Origin of the sequence: Streptomyces sp. 1114.5 (genome assembly GCF_003635085.1) — a bacterium.
GTDB lineage: Bacteria > Actinomycetota > Actinomycetes > Streptomycetales > Streptomycetaceae > Kitasatospora.
Map to the genome: position 1 here is coordinate 279858 of NZ_RBXE01000001.1, position 19289 is coordinate 299146.

Below are 19289 nucleotides of genomic sequence, written 5' to 3' on the forward strand. Positions count from 1 at the left end.
ATCAGTGGAGTTGATCCACGGATCTGGGCCTTCGTCATGTCCGGGGGCGGGTTCGGGGCCGGCCCCGGAGGTTCCGGCCCCCGCGGGTTCAGGAGGCGGACGCCTCGGCCTGGATGTAGAGCGTCGCGATGGTGTGGTCGAAGTAGGCGCTGTAGGAGACGTCGTCGGTGTCCCCGCCCTGCTGGTAGCCGCCGATGGCGCCGACCACGTCGCCGGTGGCGGTGCTGATCCAGGGGCCGCCGCTGGTCCCGCCCGGGTACGAGGGGCACTCGATGACCCGCTGGTACGAGCCCTGCCTGCCGGTGGTGTTGGTGCAGAGGTTGGGCGTCTCGGAGTCGGCGGGGTAGCCGTAGAGGCGCACGGTGGCGTCGAAGGGCTCGTCGGCGCCCAGCCGGTTGCCGCCGACCACGTCCTCGACCTTGCGGCCGTTGTTGGGGGCGGTCTCCAGGATCGCGAAGTCCTCGTCCACGTCGCCCTTCTGGGACCAGCCGGCGGTGGTGTGGATCGCGGTCACCTGCCAGGTGCCGTACGGGGCGGAGCCGTCCCGGTAGCCGGGGGCGAAGGTGACGCCGTCGGTGCTGTTGAGGCAGTGCGCGGCGGTCAACAGCAGGTTGCCGGTGGCGCTGTGCAGCACGCTGGCGGTGCAGAAGTGGTTGCCCGCCCCCACCGAGCCGGTGAACAGCGCGCCGACGGTGGCGGTTTCGGGATCGCCGGCCGGAGCGGGCGCGGTGGTGCCGAGGGCCGCGCGGCGGGTGTCGGGGGCCGCGGAGGCTGTCGGCGCCGGGCTGTCGGTCGGAGTGTCCGCCGCGGTCGGGATCTCGCTCGGCGTGGGGGCCACCACCGGGGCGGGCGAGGCCGGTTCCGCCGTGGTCGGGCCCGAGCCGGGGGCGACGGCGGCCCGGGTGCTGCGGGCGGCCTTCCCGGCGGCCGTCGCATCGCTCAGGTCCAGCCCGTGCGTTCCGGTGACCACGGCGGCCACGACGACGGCGGACAGCGCGGTGAACAGTGACGGGGCCAGCAGCCGGCGGGGGCCGGACTTCTTGCGGCGGTGCTGACCCATGCCTGTCTCTCCTGCCGGGGTTCGGTGGCGGTGTCCGGTCAACGACTATGCCGCCTCCGCCTGGAAAGGTCGTTACCGAAGGCTTGGAGGTCGATGAGAAATCCGTCACCCGGGTGTGTCCGGACAGCACGGCGGCGCCCGCCCGGTCCCTGGTAGCCAGGGGTCGAGCGGGCGCCGGAGTCGACTGCGGGACCTCGGGACGGATGTCAGTCGGCCGGTGGCCGGCGGCCCTCCGTCCCCGCTTCCGTACGGACTTCGCCGCCCGCCCGGACGTTGGCCTTGACGTCGGCCATGGCGGCCGCGCGCGGGCTCGGCCGGCCGTCCACGGCCCGTACCGCGGCCGCCTCGGCGCCACCCTCGACGGCGGTGGCCTCACCGGGCGCCGGACGGTGGTCGATCATCACGAAGGCGACCAGTGCGGCGACGATCAGCACGCCCATCGCGACCCAGGTGGCGACCGCGTAGCCGTGCACCGCGCCCTGGGCCTGTACCCCCGGATCGGAGGCGAGCCGGGTGGACAGGTAGGTCGCGGTGGCGCTGGCCGCGATGGTGTTCAGCAGCGCCGTACCGAAGGAACCGCCCACCTGCTGGGCCGAGTTGATGGTGGCGGACGCGGCCCCCGCCTCGTTCGGGGCGACCCCCAGGGTGGCCAGGCTCATCGACGGCATGAACACCAGGCCCATGCCGAAGCCGAGCAGCAGCTGGGCCGGCAGCACCATGGCGGCCCACGGGCTGTCCACCTTCATCTGGGTCAGCCAGGCCATGCCGCCCGCGGCGAGCAGCAGGCCCGGGGTGATCAGGTTGCGGGAGGGCACCCGGTTCATCAGCCGGGCCGCGAAGCCCGTCGAACTGGTGATGATCGCGGCGGTCATCGGCAGGAACGAGACGCCGGACATCACCGGCGAGAAGTGCTTGATCACCTGGAGGTAGTAGGTCAGGAACAGGAACAGGCCGAACATGCCGACCATGGCCAGGCCGACCGAGAGCGCGGCGCCGCCGCGGTTGCGCTCGCCGACGATGTGCAGCGGCAGCAGCGCGTGGTCGGTGTGCTTCTCGACCAGGACGAAGCAGGCCAGCAGCGCGACGCCGAGCGCCAGTGATCCCAGCACCAGCCAGTCGCCCCAGCCCCTGGTCACGGCCTCGGAGGTGCCGAAGACGATGGCGAGCAGACCGGAGCAGCCGAGCACCGCGCCCGGCAGGTCGAGTTTGATCCGCCGGCCCTTGGCGACGTGGTCGCGGGCCAGCACCCAGCGGGCGGCGAAGGCGGTGGCGATCGCGATCGGGGTGTTGACGAACAGGCACCAGCGCCAGTTCAGGTACTCGGTCAGCACGCCGCCGGTGATGAAGCCGATCGCGGCGCCGCTGCCGGCGATCGCGCCGAAGATGCCGAAGGCCGTGCTGCGTTCCCTGGGGTTGGAGAAGGTCGTGGAGAGCAGCCCCAGCGCGGAGGGGGCGAGCAGTGCGCCGAACGCGCCCTGCAGGGCTCGGGCGCCGAACAGCATGGCCGGGGTGACGGCCGCGCCGCCGACGGCGGAGGCCAGGGCGAAGCCCAGGAGGCCGATGGTGAAGACGCGCTTTCGGCCGAAGAGGTCGCCCAGACGGCCGCCGAGCAGCAGCAGGCCGCCGAAGGCGAGCGTGTAGGCGGTGATCATCCACTGCCGGTCGGCGTCGGAGATCCCCAGGTCCTTCTGGGCCGACGGCAGAGCGATGTTCACGATGGTGATGTCGAGGACGATCATGAGCTGGGCGATGGCGATGACCGCCAGGGCCCACCAGCGGCGGCGGTCGGCGCCCTCATGACCGGTGGCGGGTTGCGAGGTCACTGGTCGAGCCTTCCGGAGTGGTACGGAGAGGTCACGCAGTCGCATTCCAGCCAATACCCGGGCCCGATCGCATGGCAAGGAAAAACCTCACCAAATCGAACTATCGGGACAAAAGAACCGGGGTTCTGGGACTTCGGGACGAGCCCCCCAGGACCCCGGTCTGGTACCCGCGGATCAGAGCGCCGACAGCTCCTCGACCAGGTCGTCCAGGCCCAGCGAGCCCTGCGAGAGCGCCGCCATGTGCCAGGCCTTGAGGTCGAACTCCTCGCCGCGCGCCTCGTGCGCCGCCTTCGCCGCCGCCCGGCCGCGCAGCCAGGCGCGTTCGCCGAGCTTGTAGCCGATCGCCTGGCCGGGCATGCCCAGGTAGCGGACCAGCTCGCTGTCCAGGAAGTCGTCGGTCAGACCGCAGTACTGCCCGAAGAACTCGCGGGCGTGCTCCGGGCTGACCGGCTCGCCCGGCTTGTACGGGGAGTCCGCCGGGAAGTCCAGGCCGGCGTGCATGCCGATGTCGACGATGACCCGCAGCGCCCGCATCATCTGCGCGTTGAGGTAGCCGAGGCGGTGGCCCGGGTCGGTGAGGTAACCCAGCTCGTCCATCAGGCGCTCCGCGTACAGCGCCCAGCCCTCCAGGTTGGCGCTGACCCCGCCGAGGCTCACCTGGTAGGTGGAGAGCCGGTCGGCGACGTAGTTCCACTGCGCGAGCTGGAGGTGGTGGCCCGGGACGCCCTCGTGGTACCAGATCGAGACCAGGTCCCAGAGCGGGAAGCGCTCCCGGCCCAGCAGCGGCAGCCAGGTCCGCCCGGGACGGTTGAAGTCCAGCGACGGCGGGGTGTAGTACGGCGCGGCGGCGCTGCCGGCCGGGGCGATCTTCGACTCGACCCGGGTGACCGGCTCGGCCAGGTCGAAGTGGGTGCCCTGGAGGTCGCGGATCGCCTGGTCCATCAGGCCCTGCAGGTGCTCCCGGATGCCCTCGGCGCCCTCGACGGCGGGGCCGTCGGTCCCCAGCCAGGCCATCGCCGCCATCGGGTCGGCGCCCGGGCGGACCTTCTCGGCCTCGGCCCTCATCTGGGCGAGCAGGTCGTGGAACTCGGCCCAGCCCCAGGCGTACGCCTCGTCCAGGTCCAGGTCGGCGCCGGACCAGTAGCGCACCCAGCGGCGGTAGCGCTCACGGCCCACCGCGTCGGGGGTGTCGGCCGCGGCCGGGCCGTACACGTCGCGCAGCCACTCGCGCAGCTCGGCCAGCGCCGCGGTGGCCGCGACCGCGTGCCCGGACAGCTCGGCGCGCAGGGCCTCCGGCGCGTCCTGGACGAACTGCCCGAACCAGCCGCCCGGCACCTCGCCTTCCAGCCACTCGGCGATCTGCCCGACCATCGTGGTCACCTGGCGCGGGCCGGCCAGCAGGCCGCGCTCGATGCCCTCGGCCAGGGTCTGCCGGTACTGCTCCAGCGCGACCGGGACCTTCGCCAGGCGGCGGCCGACGATCTGCCACTCGGCCCCGGTGCCGGTGGCCATCAAGGTGAAGGACTCCCGCAGGTCGTGCACCGGGGAGGCCAGGTTGCGCACCGCGCGCAGGTGCTCCCCCGCGTCGTGGACGGCGAGCTCGGCGGTCAGCCGCTCGCGCAGCAGCCGGGCGCAGCGGCGCTCGGCCTCGTCGTCGGCGGCGCCGGCCCGCTCGGCCTCGTCGAGCTGTGCCAGGGTGCGGCGGCCGAGCTCGGCGATCGCCCGGGCACCGGCCGGGGAGAGGTCGGGCAGTCGGTCGTCCTCGGGGTTCAGGCCGAGGTAGACCGCGGTCAGCGGGTCGAGTTCGGCGAGCGCGCGGACGTAGCCGTCGGCGATGCGGCGCGGGGTGGTGCCATCGGTGGTGATCAGTTCTTCAACCATCCGGACATCATGGCGTGGTGCGGCCGGTTTGCAACCCCCTTGCCGACCCGGTCCGTGCCCGCTGCGGCCGCCGCTCCGTGCCCGCACACCTGCGCACCGACCCGCGGAAATCCGTTCGGACGCGACAGGATCCGATCCGTCCGACGCCCATTACGCTGACCGCCATGGAAGACCGCCCCACCCCGGCAGCCGACCAGGTGCCCGCCCCGGCCGTACCGGACCTGCGCCCGCGCCGCACCGGCTACCGGCGGCTGCCGGTCCAGCAGCGGCGCGAGCAGCTGATCGCGGTCGCCCTGGAGCTGTTCGCCTCCCGGCCGCCCGAGGAGGTGAGCCTGGACGACGTCGCCGAGGCCGCCGGGGCCTCCCGCCCGCTGGTCTACCGCTACTTCGCGGGCGGCAAGCAGCAGTTGTACGAGGCCGCGCTGCGCACCGCGGCCGAGGAGCTGACCGGCCGCTTCGCCGTCCCGCTGACCGGGACGCCGTCCGAGCAGCTGGCGGCCGTGCTGGACGGCTACTTCGCGTTCGTGGCCGAGCACGACGCGGGCTACTCGGCGCTGCTGCGCGGCGGTTCGGTGGTGGAGACGGCCCGCACCTCGGCGATCGTGGACGACGTCCGGCGGGCGGCGCTGCGCCGGACCCTGCGGCACCTGGGCGTGCGGGAGGCCGGGCCGCGGCTGACGCTGCTGGTGCGCTCGTGGATCGCGGTGGTCGAGGGCGCCTCGCTGAGCTGGCTGGACGAGGGGCGCGCGCTGCCCGTGAGCGAGCTGCGCGACTGGCTGGTGGACCAGTTCACCGCGATGGCGGCGGCGACGGCGCTGCACGATCCGCAGACGGCGCAGGTGCTGGCCGGGCTGCTCGCGCTGGAGGGCCCGGACGCGCCGCGGGCCGCGCGGCTGCGGGAGGTCCTGGAGCCGCGGTGAGGCTCCCGACGAGCGGTGGTGAGGCTCCCGACCCCCGTGCCAAGGGTCGGGGCTCAGCCGGTCACGCCTTGCCGAGCACCTGGCGCTGGCGGCCGAGGCCGTCGATCTCGATCTCGACCACGTCGCCCGGGGCGAGGTACGGCGTGCCGGGGCGGCCCAGGGTGACCCCGGCCGGGGTGCCGGTGACGATCACGTCGCCGGGCTCCAGCACCATGAACTGGCTGGCGTAGCGGACCAGTTCGAACACCGGGAAGATCATCTCCGCGGTGCTGCCGTGCTGCCGCTGCTCGCCGTTGACCCAGAGCCGCAGCGCCAGGGCCTGCGGGTCCGCCACCTCGTCGGCGGTGACCAGCCAGGGCCCGAGCGGGGTGAAGGTCTCCGCCGACTTGCCCTTGTCCCACTGGCCGCCGCGCTCGAACTGGAAGGCCCGCTCGGTGACGTCGTTGGCGATCGTGTAGCCGGCGATCACCGCGGCGGCCTGCTCCGGCCCCTCCAGGTAGCGGGCCGTCCGGCCGATCACCACGCCCAGCTCGGCCTCGTAGTCGGTCTTCTCGCCGCCGCGCGGCACCAGCACCTCGTCGTACGGGCCGACCACGGTGCTGCTCGGCTTGAGGAAGATCACCGGCTCGTCCGGGATCGCCGCCCCGGCCTCGGCCGCGTGGTCGCGGTAGTTGAGCCCGATGCCGACCACCTTGCCCGGGCGGGCCACCGGCGCGCCCACCCGCTGCCCGGCCAGGTCCACCACCGGCAGGACGCCGGCGGCCACGTCCCGGGCCAGCGCGACCGGGTCCAGCCCGGCCAGGAACTCCCCGTCGAGGTCGCGGGCCCGCCCGGAGAGGTCGTACGCGGTGCCGTCCTCGCCCAGGACGACCGGGCGTTCGGCGCCCTCGGGTCCGACGCGCAGGAGCTTCATCGATCCTTCACCAGCCTTTCGTCGCAGCTCACGGGGGGCGGTACGCGACCGCTCCCGGGTCCGGCAACGAGGTATACCAACGCCCCGGGTGGGCCGACCAGACCGTCCCGATGGGCGAAATCCTCCCGATTCCCACCAGGGGCCGGGCCCCGGCTCGGGTGGCTGCACGGTTGACAAGCGTTCCGGCGCGGCCGCTCAGCCGGCCTGCGCGCCGACGTCGAGCAGCGCCGCCAGGCTCAGGGCACGCGGCCGGCCCGGGCCGAGCCGGGCTACCTCCCGCTGCCAGTGCCCGAGGTCGCGCCGCGCGTCCGCCCGGGCCTGCCGGTCGGCGCCCGGCGCCTGCGTCAGCTCGTCCAGCAGGGCGACGGCCGCGCCCGGGCTGCCGTCCCGGGCCAGCCAGAGCGCCAGGTCGTGGCAGGTGCGCAGGGTGCGAGGGTCGGCCGGGCCGCAGATCCGGGCGAATTCGGGGACGAGCGCGGCGAGGATCTCCACCGCCTGCGCCGGTTCGCCCGCCGCGCCGTACTGCCAGGCCCGGTCGGCCCGCCGGCGCAGCTGCTCCGCGGTCGGGTCGCCGGGGCCGAGCATCCCCGGCCGGACGGCGCGCAGCCGCTCCAGCACCTCGGCGGCGTCGGCCGGGCGGTCCCCGGGCTCCTTGGCGAGCAGCGCGGCGACCAGGTCGGCCAGTGCCGGGTCCTTGCTGCGCACCCGGGCCGGGACCTCGTCCAGGTGCTTGTGGATGTACTCGGCGACCGAGGCGGCGCGGAACGGGCGCCCGCCGGTGCAGACCTCGTACAGCATGACGCCGAGCGCGTAGAGGTCGGCCCGGCCGTCCACCGTGCCGCCGGACCAGCACTCGGGCGCCAGGTAGGGGACGGTGCCGACCACGTTGCCGGTGGAGGTGAGCCGGACGGTCTGGGTGACCAGTCGGGCGATGCCGAAGTCCAGGACCTTGGCCCGCTCCCCCTCGTCCGCGATCATCACGTTCTCGGGCTTGATGTCCCGGTGGACGATGCCCGAGCGGTGCGCAGCGTCCAGCGCCTTGCACACGTGGCGCATCCAGCGCAGCGCCTTGGCGTGGTCCGGCGGCCCGCCCCTGAGCACCTCGGACAGCGCCCGGCCCCGGACCAGCTCCATCACCAGGTACGGGATCTCCCCGGAGCCGGCGGCCGTCCGCCCGTAGTCGTACACCGTCACGATGTGCGGGTTGCTGAGGCCGCCGGCCGTCCGGGCCTCGCGGACGAACCGGGCGACGGCCTCCCGGTCGGTGGCGTGCTCGGCGAGCAGGACCTTCACGGCGACCTGCCGGCGCATCTCCTGGTCGGTCGCCCGCCAGACCACGCCGAAGCCACCCCGGCCCAGTCGCTCCTCCAGTCGGAAGCGACCGCCGAGCACGTCGCCCTCTTCCATGCCGTCCCCCAACTCGACCGCGCCCGCCCGGCGTTCGCCGTCGGAGGGGTCACCTTAGCGGCGGTCGGGGACGAACGGGTGAACGGGCCCGGGCCGGGGCTGGCGGACTTCGCCACGGCCACGGGCAACCGCGGCTGCGACTACGGCTTGGGCTTGGGCAGGCCGGGCGGGTTGATCTCGGAGGACTGCACGGCCTCGCCCTCCAGGCCCCAGCGCTTGAGCACCTGCGCGTACGTGCCGTTCCTGATCGTCTCCTCGACCGCCGCGTTGAGCGCCTTGACCAGCCCGTTGTCCTTCCTGGTGGTCGCCGCGATCTTGCCGAGGACGTCGGCCCCGCCGCCCGAGTAGGTGCCCGCGATCTCGGTCTCGCCGCTCTGCACGACGTGGAAGGCGAGGCTCGGGTTGGGGCCGACGTAGACGTCGATCCGGCCGGAGGAGAGCGCCAGGTAGAACTCGGGGCCCTGGAAGTACTTGATGTCGATCGGCTTGAGGCCGTTGCGGACGTTCTCCTCGCTCCAGGAGATCAGCAGCTTCTCCTGGTTGGTGCCGCTGGCGACGCCGACGCTCCGGCCCGCGAGGTCCTTGGCGCCGGCGACCTTGAGGCCGCTGCCCTTCTTCGCCTCGAAGCCGAGGATGTCCAGCCGGTAGGTGGCGAAGTCGTACTTCTCCTTGCGCGCCTCGGTGACGGTGATGTTGGACAGGCCCACGTCGTACTTGCCGCTGTCCAGGCCGACGAAGATGTTCTCCCAGGAGACCGGGTTGAACTCGACCTTGAGGCCGAGCACGTTGCCGATCAGCGTGGCGATGTCCGGCTCGACGCCGATGATGGTCTTGTCGTCGTTGGCGTAGAAGTCCAGCGGCGGGGTGGTGCCGAGGGAGTCGACGACGGTCAGCGTCCCCTTCTTTCTGATCTCCTCCGGGACGAGCGCCGCGATCGCGTCGACTTTGGGCGTGCTGACCCGGTTCTGGTTCGGCGACAGGTTCACCACCGTGCCGTTCGGCGCGGTGCTGCCCTTGGCCGGGGCGAGTTCCGCCGCGGCGCCCGTGGTGCCGCTGCCGCAGCCGGCCAGGGTGAGGGCGGCGGCGAACGCGGCGGCGGCGGTCACGAAGGCGCGACGGGGTAGGGACATGGCGGAACTCCTGCTCGGTGAACGGGACTTGAAGGGGGCTGGGGCTGGGGCTGGGGGGACGGGACTCAGAGGACCTTGGCCAGGAAGGCCCGGGTGCGCTCCTGCTGCGGACGGTCCAGGACCTCGACCGGCGGGCCCTGCTCGACCACCACGCCGCCGTCCATGAAGACCACGGTGTCGGCGACCTCGCGGGCGAAGCCGATCTCGTGGGTGACGACGATCATCGTGGTGCCGCTGCGGGCCAGGTCCTTGATGACGTCCAGCACCTCGCCGACCAGCTCCGGGTCGAGCGCCGAGGTGGGCTCGTCGAACAGCAGCACCTTGGGCTCCAGCGCCAGCGCCCGGGCGATCGCCACCCGCTGCTGCTGCCCGCCGGACAGCTGCCGGGGGTAGGCGTCCGCCTTGTCGGCCAGCCCGACCCGCTCCAGCAGCGCCAGCGCCGTCGCCCTGGCCTCGGCCCGGGACCGGCGCAGCGCGGAGACCGGCGCCTCGACCAGGTTCTCCAGCACGGTGAGGTGCGGGAACAGGTTGAAGTTCTGGAACACGAAGCCGATGTGGGTGCGCTGGCGCAGCACCTCGCGCTCCGTGAGCTCGTACAGCCGGTCCCCGGAGCGCCGGTAGCCGATCAGCTCGCCGTCGATGGCGACGTGGCCGCGGTCCAGCTTCTCCAGGTGGTTGATGGCACGCAGCAGGGTGGACTTGCCGGAGCCGGACGGGCCGAGCACCACGGTCACCGAGCCGGCCGGCACGTCGAGGTCGACCCCGCGCAGCACCTCCAGCCGGCCGAAGCTCTTGTGCAGGCCGCGGACCTGCACCATCGGGGCGGCCTCGGTCAGGGTCGTGGTCACGGTTGTCCTCCGGTGGTGCGGGCGGCGGCGGTACGGGCGAAGGCCCGCAGCCGCTGCAGCGGGGTGGGCGGCGGGGTGTGCTGCGCGCCGCGGGCGAAGTAGCGCTCGACGTAGTACTGACCGATCGACAGCACGGTGGTCAGCACCACGTACCAGACGGTGGCGACCATCAGCAGCGGCACCACCCGGCCGGTCCGGCCGTAGATGACCTGGGCCTGGTAGAAGAGCTCGCCGATGGCCATCACGTAGACCACCGAGGTGCCCTTGAGCAGCGAGATCACCTCGTTGGCGGCGGCCGGCAGGATGCCCCGCATGGCCTGCGGCAGCACGATCCGCCAGGCCTGCCGCCACCGCGGGATGCCGAGCGCGGCGGCGGCCTCGCGCTGGCCGGCGTCCACCGCGATGATCCCGCCGCGGATGATCTCGGCGGCGAACGCGGCCTGGTGCAGCCCGAGGCCGAGCACCGCGGCGCCGAGTGCGCTGAGCACGCCGACGGTCTCGACGTCGCCGAAGGTCGGGCCGAACGGGATGCCGATCCCGAACCGCTTGTACAGGTAGGAGAGGTTGAACCAGAACACCAGCTGGACGATCAGCGGGATCGAGCGGAACACCCAGACGTACGCCCAGGCGATGGCGCGCAGGATCGCACTGCGGGACAGCCGCATCGCGGCCACCCCGGCGCCGAGCAGGAAGCCCAGCACCGTGCCGTAGGCGGTGAGTTCGAGGGTCCGGCCGATCGCCCGGAGGATCGTCTCGGCGGTGAAGTAGACCCGGAAGGTGGCCCAGTCCCAGCCGGGGTTGGTGGCCAGGCCGTGGGCGAACTGGGCGAGGACGACCAGGGCGGCGGCCCCGGCCGCCCAGCGCCAGGGGTGCCGGGCGGGGACGGTCCGCAGGCCGTCCAGGGCGTCGAGGTCGACGGCGGCCGCGCCGTCGGCCGTGGCCTCGGGTCTCGGACGGGCAGGGGCGGACGGTACGTGGGTGCTGACGGTCATCGGAACTCCTTCACGCGTGCTCGGGCGGGCTGATCTGCGACTCCTTGATCGCCGAGTCGGCGACCCCCCACTTGCGCAGGATCCGCTCGTACGTCCCGTCCTTGATCAGCTGGTTGACCGCCGCCTGGAAGGCCGGGGTGAGCTTCGAGCCCTTCTTGAAGGCGAAGCCGACGTCCAGGCGGTGGAACTCGCCGAGGAAGCGGGTGCCGGAGGCCTCCTGCGCGGCCTGGTGGCGCAGGCCGTTGATGGTGGACATCTCGATGTCCACCCGCCCCTGCTGGAGGCCGGTCAGCAGCGCGCCGCTCTCACTGAACGCCTTGACCTCGTACGGCTTCTTCCCCGCGTCGGTGCAGACGTTCCGGCGGCTGTTGAGGGTGGTCTCGAAGGTGGTGCCGGCCCCGGTGCCGACCGTCAGGCCGCACAGCTGGACCAGGTCGGTGATCGGCTGGATCGCGGTGTTGTCCTTCTTCACCGCGAAGCCCTGGCCGTCGTCGATGTAGGTGACGAAGTCGATGGTCTTCAGCCGGGCCGTGGTGACCCCGAAGTTGCCGGTGCCGACGTCGAACTTCCCGCTGTCCAGGGCCGGGAGGATGGTCTCGAACGCGGCCTCCTGGCGCTGCACGGTCAGGCCGAGCACCTTGGCCACCGCGTCGGAGAAGTCCACGTCGATCCCGGCGGGCTTCTTGCTGACCTGGTCGGCGTAGAACGCGCTGGGCGGCGCGCCGAAGGACGAACCGAACGTGAGCGTGCCGGCCTTGCGGACCTCCTCCGGCAGCAGGGCGGCGGCGGTCTCCGACTTCGCCAGGCCGGAGACGACGTCCTCGGTGGCGGTGGCGGCCGGGCCGCCCGCCCCCGCCGCACCCGCGATCTTCGGGTCCGAGCCGCAGGCGGCCAGCGCCAGGACCGGCAGCAGGGCGGTGGCCGCGAGCAGGCGGCGGCGGACGGTGGTGGCTCTCACGGGGTGCCTTTCGGACGGCTTTCAGGGAGCGGGACTTCAGGGAGCAGGACTTCAGGGAGCTTCAGGGGACGAGGGCGGGCAGTCGCTTCTCGAAGGGCAGCGAGCCGATGGTCAGGGGGTCGGCGGTGAGATCGAACAGCGGCGTGTAGCCGGCCGCCAGGTAGAGGCCCCTGGCCTCGGGCTGGCGCGGGCCGGTGGTGAGGTGGAAGCGGGTGTAGCCGGCCGCGGCCGCCGTCCGCTCCAGCTCGGCCAGCACCCGGCGGGCCAGGCCGCGGCGGCGGTGGGCCGAGTGCGTCCAGACCCGCTTCACCTCGGCGGTGCGCTCGTCGTACCGCTTGTACGCACCGCCGGCCACCGGCTCGCCGTCCTCCAGCAGGAGCAGCAGCACGCCGTGCGGCTCGGCGAAGGCCTCGGCCGGGTAGCGGGTCATCTCCCGGTACCCCTTCGGGCCGTACCGGGTGACGTACTCGTGGGTGAGCTCGCGCAGCAGCGGTTCGACCAGCGGGTCGTCGATGGCCACCCGGCGGAACCCGGTCAGCGGTGCTGCGCTCACGCCTGCACCGCGATCAGCTGGTGGCGGTCGCGCTCGGCCCGCTCCTCCCGGGCCGCGCGCTCGGCCTCGGCCTTGGCGGCGTCCCGCTTGGCGACCTCCTCGCGGACGATCGGGATGACGTACCGGCCGAAGTCGATGGCGTCGTCCAGCAGGTGGTAGCCGCGCGCCGAGAGGATGTCCACGCCCAGGTCGTAGTAGTCGAGCAGTGCCTGGGCGACCGTCTCCGGGGTGCCGACCAGGGCGTTGGAGTTGCCCGCCCCGCCGGTGGCCGCGGCGGTCGGGGTCCACAGCGCGCGGTCGTAGCGCTCGCCGGCCTCGGCGATCTCGATCAGCCGCCGGGAGCCGGTGTTTTCGGGTGTCACAGTCTCGGGGGTGGTCTCCGGGCGGTCGGCGCCCCGGCGGGCCCGGATCGCGGCCACCGTCCGGTGCGCCTTCTCCCAGGCCAGCTCCTCGGTCGGCGCGATGATCGGCCGGAACGCCACCTGGATCCGCGGCACGTCGGTCCGTCCGGCGGCCCGCGCCGCCTCTTTCACCCGCTCGATCTGCTCGGCGGTGCGGGCCAGCGGCTCGCCCCAGAGGCAGTAGATGTCCGCCTCGGCGCCGCCGGCCGCGTAGGCCGCGTCCGAGGAGCCGCCGAAGGAGACCGCCGGGCGCGGCTGCTGCACCGGGAAGACGTCCGAGACGAAGTCGTTGAAGCGGTAGTGCGGGCCCTCGTGGTCGAAGGGCTCGTGGCTGGTCCAGGCCCGCTTCACGATGCCGATGTACTCGCGGGTGCGCTCGTAGCGCTGGTCCTTGGTGAGGAAGTCGCCCTCGCGCTGCTGCTCGTGGTCGTTGCCGCCGGTGATGAAGTGCACGGTCAGCCGGCCGTCGCTGATCCGGTCCAGGGTCGCGAAGGTCTTGGCCGCGAAGGTCGGGTAGGAGACGTTGGGCCGGTGCGCCAGCAGGATCTGCAGCCGGTCGAGGTGCGAGGCGAGGAAGGACGCCGCGGCCGCCGGCTCCGGGGCGCCGGCGCCGTACGCGAAGAGCACCCGGTCCCAGCCGTGGTCCTCGTGCGCCCTGGCCAGCCGCAGGGTGTAGTCGCGGTCGAAGGCGGCGGTGGTGCGGGCGGTGGTCTCCGAGCCATCGCCGGTGGCGGCGATGCCGAGGAATTCGACGGGCATGGCGGGACCTTTCGGGTGAGCGGGATCCGGCGGGCTGCGGGCGGGCAGACCGGGGCGGCGGCCGCGGTGGGGCGCGGCCGCCGGGCATGAGGGTGACGCGGAGCGGGTGCAGGGCGGGCGGGAGCTGCTGGAGCGCAGTTGCGGAGCAGTGCGGAGCCGGCGATGACAGCGAAGCCTGACGTGCCGTCGGGTACGGACGGCGGATCCCGGCCCGCGGCGGGGCAAACCGAGGGAGGACTCCCCGAAGGGCGAAGGGCCGAGGAAGGTCAGGGCCGGACGGACGGCCGCTGTCGGGTCAGCCGCGACACGCCGCGGACCACACCCGACCGAAGTCGATGTGGTCGCGGGTGACCAGGGGCTGCTCGGCGTACATGGCCTCAAGTTGAGCAGCCGCCCGAGCCGTCCGTCAACCACCCCTCATTGCCGCACTGTTGCGATCTCCTGTCACTTTTCCGACAGCCGTCGAACGAACGCTTCCGCCCCTCGGGCCACCCTTGACAGCCATTGATCGTGCATGCGTACGATCGCCGCGGAGTGCAGTGCAACCGTGCCGGACGCGTTGAGGGACGCGGCCCGGCCCCCTCGTACGTGACCACCGCCGTACCCGCCCGCCGCACTCCCGTCCGCACTTCCGCCAGGAGCCTCCGCCATGGCCACCCCGCAGGACGTCCTGCCCTCCCCCTCCACTCCCGACCCGTCCGCCCCCGATCCCTCCGCTCCCGATCCCTCCGCTGCCGACCCCTCCGCCCTCGACCGCTCCGCCCCGCCGCCCGGCCCCGAGGCCCGGATCGTCGCCCGCCGCAAGCCCGGCCAGTGGATCGCCGCCGCCGCCGCGCTGCTGCTGGCGGCGATGGCGGTCAACTCGCTGATCCGCAACCGGGCCTTCCAGTGGAACGTGGTCGCCGACTGGTTCACCGCCCGGTCCGTGCTGAACGGCCTCACCCTGACCCTGTGGCTGACGGCCGTCACCCTCGCGCTCGGCTTCCTGCTCGGCACCGTCCTCGCCACCATGCGGCTGTCCACCAACCCCGTTCTGCGCACGCTCAGTTGGGGCTACATCTGGATCTTCCGCTCCACCCCGCCGCTGGTGCAGCTGCTGTTCTTCTTCAACATCGGCGCGCTCTACCCGACACTCGGCCTCGGCATCCCCTTCGGCCCCGAGTTCGTCACGGTCCGGACGGTCAACCTGATCGGCCCCACGCTGACCGCCGTCATCGGCCTCACCCTGCTGGAGACCGCGTACGCCGCCGAGGTGATCCGCGGCGGCATCCTGTCCGTGGACCGCGGCCAGCTGGAGGCGGCGGCCGCGCTCGGGATCGGGCGGTGGCGGGTGCTGCGCCGGATCATCGTGCCGCAGGCGATGCGCGCCATCGTGCCGAGCGCCGGGAACATGCTGATCGGCGCACTCAAGGGCACCAGCATCGTCAGCGTGCTGGCCGTCTCCGACCTGCTCTACTCGGTGCAGCTGGTCTACCTGCAGTCGTACCGGGTGATCCCGATGCTGATGGTCGCCACCCTCTGGTACCTGGTGGTCACCACCCTGCTGTCCATCGGCCAGTACTACGTGGAACGGCACTTCGCCAAGGGCGCCACCCGCGACGGCCTGCCGCCCACCCCGCTGCAACGCGCCCGCGCGGCCTACCGCCGGGTGGTGGGAGCATGACGACGACCCTCGTGATCGTCGGCGCCGGCCCCCGCGCGACCGGACTGCTGGAGCGGATCGCCGCCAACGCCGCCGAACTCCTGCCCGCCGAACGCCCCTTGGCGATCCACCTGGTCGACCCGTACCCGCCGGGCGCGGGCCGGATCTGGCGCCACGACCAGCCCCCGCTGCTGCGGATGAACTCGATGGCCGAGGACGTCACCATGTTCACCGACGAGCGCTCCACCCTCGACGGGCCGGTCCGCCCCGGCCCCTCGCTCGCCGAATGGGCCGTCCGGCAGGAGGAGTTCGCGCCCTACCGGGAGGTCGCCGACCCGGCCGTCCGGGCCGAACTGCGCACCCTCGCTCCCACCGACTTCCCCACCCGCCGGGCCCAGAACGCCTACCTGGACTGGGTGTTCCGCCGCGCCGTCGCCGACCTGCCGCCCCATGTCGAGGTCACCGTCCACCGGGACACCGTCCGGCGGATCGACGGCCCCGCCGACGGCCCGCAGACCGTCCACCTCGGCAACCGGACCCTCACCGCCGACCACGTCACCCTCGCCCTCGGCCACCTCGACTCCGCCCCGCACCCCCGGCACGCCGCCGACGCCGACTTCGCCGCCCGGCACGGCCGCTTCCACCTCCCGCCCGCCTACTCCGCCGACGTGGCCGCCGAACTGGCGCGCATCGCCCCCGGCGAGCACGTGGTGCTGCGCGGCCTGGGCCTCGCCTCGGTCGACCTGGTCGCCCTGCTCACCGAGGGCCGCGGCGGCCGCTTCGAACCCGCCGGCGCGGGCGACGCCCTGCGTTACCACCCCTCCGGCCGGGAGCCCGTGCTCCACCTCGGCTCCCGGCGCGGCGTCCCGTACCACTCCAAGACCGGCTACCGGCTCCAGGGGCCGCCACCCCCGCTCCCCCGGTACTTCGACGCCGCCGCCGTGGACGCCGTGCTCGCCACCGAAGGACCACTGCAACTGCGCCGCGACTTCTGGCCGTTGATGGCCAAGGAGATCGCCTACGGGCACTACCACGAGCTGTTCCACGCCCACCCGGGGCGCACCACCCTGCCCTGGCCCGCGTTCCTGGCCCGCTACGACCGACACGACTGGTACAGCCCCGAACTGGCCGCCCTGGTCGCCGAAGCCGTCCCCGACCCGGCCGACCGGATCGACTTCGAACGCCTCGACCACCCGCTGGCCGGCCTCGAACTCGACTCCGCCGAGGAGCTCCAGGCCCACCTGCGCGCCTACGTCACCGCCGACGCCGACCGCCGCGCCGACCCCGCGCACAGCGCCGACCTCGGCGCCTTCCTCGCCCTGCTCTCACTGTTCGGCCAGCTCCCCCGGGTGGCGGCGAGCGGCCGGCTCACCGCCCGCTCGACCGCCGAGGAGCTGGACCAGTGGTTCTTCGGCTACTTCAGCTTCCTCGCCTCCGGCCCGCCCGGCTTCCGGCTGCGCCAGCTGCTGGCGCTCTCCGAGGCCGGGGTGGTGCGCTTCCTCGGCGCCGGGGTCCGGGTCGACCGGGACGAGGCTACCGGCACCTGGCGTGCCTCCGGCACCACCGTGCCCGGCCACACCGTCACCGCGACGGCGCTGGTCGAGGCGTACCTGCCCAAGCACGCGCTGGCCCGCACCCTCGACCCCGTCCTGCGCGAACTGCACCGCACCGGGCGGATCGTGGAGGAGGTCGTGGACGACCCGGACTACACCCACCGCTCCGGCCTGGTCACCACCGCCCCGGCCGACGGCCGGCTGCTGGACCCGGCGCTCGGCGGCACCCCGCACCCGCGGCGCACCGCGCTCGGCCCGCACACCAGCGTGCGCACGGCCGCCGCCTTCGCCCGCCCGCGCACCAACGCCCCGGTCTTCCGGCAGAACGACGCGGTCGCCCGGGCCCTGCTGCGGGCGCTGGCCGCGCTGCCGACGGCACCGGCGCTGGCGGCGTGAGCGTGGTGGCCGCGTTCAGGGCTGCGTTCAGGGCTGCGGCCACGGCTACGGCCACGGCCACGGGTACGGCTACGGCTACGGCTACGGCTACGGGCCGAAGATCTCCGCCACCAGGTCCTCGTCCGAGACGTGGTCCGGCGCCTCGAACACGAGGTCCGCGACGCCCTTGAGGCCGACCCCCCGGTCCAGCGCGTCCATGCAGGCCCGCGCCTCCTGCTCGTTGGCGAAGTCCCAGACCCGCAGCCGCCGGACCAGCACCAGCGCCTGGATCGGGTTCATCCGCGGCGAGCGGCCCCGGCGCGCGCCGCCCGACCCCTTGCGGCCGGCCTGCGCGAGCTGCTGCTGGTAGCCGGTCAGGTCCTGCCAGGCCTGGACGGTGCTGGGGTGGCGGTCCCCGAGCGCCCGGGCGAGGTCCGGCAGCAGCCCGTGCAGCTGGACCACGGCGCCCTGCAGGTCGCCCCGGTTGGCGTGGTGCAGGGCGAGGTCGTGCCGGGCCTTCAGGACGCGGGCGTCGTACGGGCCCCAGGCGGCGTGCAGATCGGGCAGCAGCTCGGTCATCAGCCGGATCGCGGTGACCGCCGAACCGCTCTCGCCGATGCACCACACCAGGTGGTACCGGGCGCCGAGGGTGTCCTCGTCCGCCGGGCCGAGCGCCGAGCGCATGTCCTCCACCACGGTGGACAGCAGCCGGATCGCGCCGTCCAGGTCCCCGGCCCGGCTGAGGTACCACGTGAAGTCCCGCCAGGTGCACAGGGTGTCCCGGTCGGTGGCGCCGAGCACGGTGACGCACTCCTGGGCGATCGCCTGGAGCCGGATCGCCGACTCGCCCGCGGTCGCCGCCCGGTAGGCGGCCGAGCGGCGCTCGCGCAGCGCGGCCCGGCCGGCGTCGGCGGGCGCCGTGGCGACCACCGGCGGCGTGGTCAGCGGCGACAACACCGCCGCGGCGGCCGGCGGGGCAGCCGGCAGAGCGGGCGGAACGGTCGGCGGAGCGGTCGGCGGAGCGGGCGGAGCGACGGGCGGAACGGTCGGCGGAGCGGGCGGCACCGGCGGTACCACCGGCGCGGCCTGCTCCACCACCGTCGGCGCCGCCACGACCCCCGCCCCGCCCGCGGGCCACCCCGCCAGCTCCCCGAGCCGGCGCTCGACCGTACGGGCGTCCACCGGCCGGTTCGCCGGGTCCTTCGCCAGCAGCTCCGCCACCAGCCCGGCCACCTGCGGCGGCAGCCCGAACTGCGCCGGATCCAGCGCCGGGGGCGGCTCGTTGAGGTGCTGGTACATCAGCACCGGGGTCGAGTCCCCGCCGAACGGCCGTGCCCCGGTGAAGAGTTCGACCAGCACGCAGCCGAGCGCGTAGAGGTCCGCCCGGCCGTCCACCCGGCCGCCGGTCCACCGCTCGGGCGCCATGTACGCCGGGCTGCCGACGATCGTGCCGGTGGTGGTCAGCCCGCCCACGCCGGTGTCCAGCTGGGCGATGCCGAAGTCCAGCACCTTCAGGTGCCCGGCGTCGGTGATCATCACGTTGTCCGGCTTGATGTCCCGGTGCACCATGCCCGCGTCGTGCGCGGCGGCCAGCGCGCCGCTGATCTGCCGCCCCCAGCGCAGGCTGAGCGCGGGCCCGGGCAGCCCCTCGCGCAGCACCTCGGTCAGGGTGCGTCCGGTGAGCAGTTCCATCACCAGGAAGGTGACCTCGCGGTCGGCCACCTCGCACTGGCCGAGGTCGTGCACGGTGACGATGTGCGGGTGCGACAGGTTGCCGGCCGCGCAGGCCTCCCGGACGAACCGCAGGGCCGCCTTCGCCTGGTCGCCGCCGTGGTGCCCGATGACCTTGACCGCCACCGGCCGGCGCATCCGGGTGTCCTGGGCCCGCCACACCACTCCGAAGCCGCCCTGGCCGAGCTTCTCCACCAGCTCGTACCGGCCGTCCAGGACGTCACCGACTCGCACGCGCCCTCCCCTCCCCTGATGAACGCCCAGACTCTACCGACGACCCCACCTCCCCCTCCCCCCGCCTGCCGCCCCGCCGCCCCCGCACAGCGGCCCCCTCCGCCCCTCC

General features: G+C 73.7%; 15 protein-coding genes. 3 read left to right on the forward strand and 12 right to left on the reverse strand.

Annotation, left to right across the window (positions count from 1 at the left end; translation table 11 throughout):
• Positions 1-88: 88 nt before the first annotated feature.
• The 3 genes from BX285_RS01175 to BX285_RS01185 all read right to left on the reverse strand — a co-directional run bounded on the left by BX285_RS01175 (position 89) and on the right by BX285_RS01185 (position 4764).
• Positions 89-1060 carry a serine protease gene (locus tag BX285_RS01175; RefSeq protein WP_097236249.1) on the reverse strand — a complete coding sequence of 324 codons (972 nt, stop codon included), beginning with the start codon at positions 1058-1060 and terminating at the stop codon, positions 89-91.
• Between the two features lie 206 nt (positions 1061-1266).
• On the reverse strand, positions 1267-2928 hold the full coding sequence (locus BX285_RS01180) for an MFS transporter (protein WP_097236250.1): 1662 nt from the start codon (positions 2926-2928) through the stop codon (positions 1267-1269).
• Positions 2929-3057: 129 nt separating this feature from the next.
• Positions 3058-4764 carry a DUF885 domain-containing protein gene (locus BX285_RS01185; protein ID WP_121174237.1) on the reverse strand — a complete coding sequence of 569 codons (1707 nt, stop codon included), beginning with the start codon at positions 4762-4764 and terminating at the stop codon, positions 3058-3060.
• A gap of 164 nt (positions 4765-4928) precedes the next feature.
• Between BX285_RS01185 and BX285_RS01190 the strand changes: the two genes are divergently transcribed.
• Positions 4929-5684, forward strand: coding sequence for a TetR/AcrR family transcriptional regulator (locus BX285_RS01190; RefSeq protein ID WP_097236252.1), 756 nt, complete (start codon positions 4929-4931; stop codon positions 5682-5684).
• A 61-nt stretch (positions 5685-5745) separates the two neighbouring features.
• On the opposite strand, the gene BX285_RS01195 is transcribed toward BX285_RS01190, so the two are convergent.
• The 8 genes from BX285_RS01195 to BX285_RS01225 form a co-directional block, all read right to left on the reverse strand.
• Complete coding sequence (locus BX285_RS01195) at positions 5746-6597, reverse strand: fumarylacetoacetate hydrolase family protein (RefSeq protein ID WP_121174238.1); 852 nt, start codon at positions 6595-6597, stop codon at positions 5746-5748.
• 195 nt (positions 6598-6792) lie between these two features.
• Complete coding sequence (locus BX285_RS01200) at positions 6793-8004, reverse strand: serine/threonine-protein kinase (protein ID WP_097236254.1); 1212 nt, start codon at positions 8002-8004, stop codon at positions 6793-6795.
• Positions 8005-8144: 140 nt separating this feature from the next.
• Positions 8145-9134 carry an ABC transporter substrate-binding protein gene (locus BX285_RS01205; RefSeq protein ID WP_121174239.1) on the reverse strand — a complete coding sequence of 330 codons (990 nt, stop codon included), beginning with the start codon at positions 9132-9134 and terminating at the stop codon, positions 8145-8147.
• A gap of 65 nt (positions 9135-9199) precedes the next feature.
• A complete protein-coding gene (locus tag BX285_RS01210) occupies positions 9200-9952 on the reverse strand; it encodes an amino acid ABC transporter ATP-binding protein (RefSeq protein WP_121177143.1) in 753 nt (250 codons plus the stop codon).
• Between the two features lie 26 nt (positions 9953-9978).
• Positions 9979-10974, reverse strand: a complete 996-nt coding sequence (locus BX285_RS01215; RefSeq protein ID WP_121174240.1) for an amino acid ABC transporter permease — start codon at positions 10972-10974, stop codon at positions 9979-9981.
• Between the two features lie 10 nt (positions 10975-10984).
• Positions 10985-11932: an ABC transporter substrate-binding protein gene (locus tag BX285_RS01220; RefSeq protein ID WP_257032415.1), complete on the reverse strand. Its 948-nt coding sequence runs from the start codon at positions 11930-11932 to the stop codon at positions 10985-10987.
• A 61-nt stretch (positions 11933-11993) separates the two neighbouring features.
• Entirely contained in the window at positions 11994-12485 is a 492-nt protein-coding gene (locus tag BX285_RS37830; protein ID WP_097236257.1) for a GNAT family N-acetyltransferase, read from the reverse strand.
• A complete protein-coding gene (locus tag BX285_RS01225) occupies positions 12482-13645 on the reverse strand; it encodes an LLM class flavin-dependent oxidoreductase (RefSeq protein ID WP_220783893.1) in 1164 nt (387 codons plus the stop codon). The genes BX285_RS37830 and BX285_RS01225 overlap by 4 nt, the downstream gene beginning before the upstream one ends.
• A gap of 649 nt (positions 13646-14294) precedes the next feature.
• Here BX285_RS01225 and BX285_RS01230 point away from each other — a divergent pair.
• Together BX285_RS01230 and BX285_RS01235 are read left to right on the forward strand one after the other, a co-directional pair.
• Positions 14295-15308, forward strand: coding sequence for an amino acid ABC transporter permease (locus tag BX285_RS01230; RefSeq protein ID WP_121174241.1), 1014 nt, complete (start codon positions 14295-14297; stop codon positions 15306-15308).
• Positions 15305-17236: an FAD/NAD(P)-binding domain-containing protein gene (locus BX285_RS01235; protein ID WP_121174242.1), complete on the forward strand. Its 1932-nt coding sequence runs from the start codon at positions 15305-15307 to the stop codon at positions 17234-17236. The genes BX285_RS01230 and BX285_RS01235 overlap by 4 nt, the downstream gene beginning before the upstream one ends.
• 87 nt (positions 17237-17323) lie before the next feature.
• Here BX285_RS01235 and BX285_RS39080 read toward each other — a convergent pair whose 3' ends face one another.
• A complete protein-coding gene (locus BX285_RS39080) occupies positions 17324-19180 on the reverse strand; it encodes a serine/threonine-protein kinase (protein ID WP_183106972.1) in 1857 nt (618 codons plus the stop codon).
• Between the last annotated feature and the right edge of the window lie 109 nt (positions 19181-19289).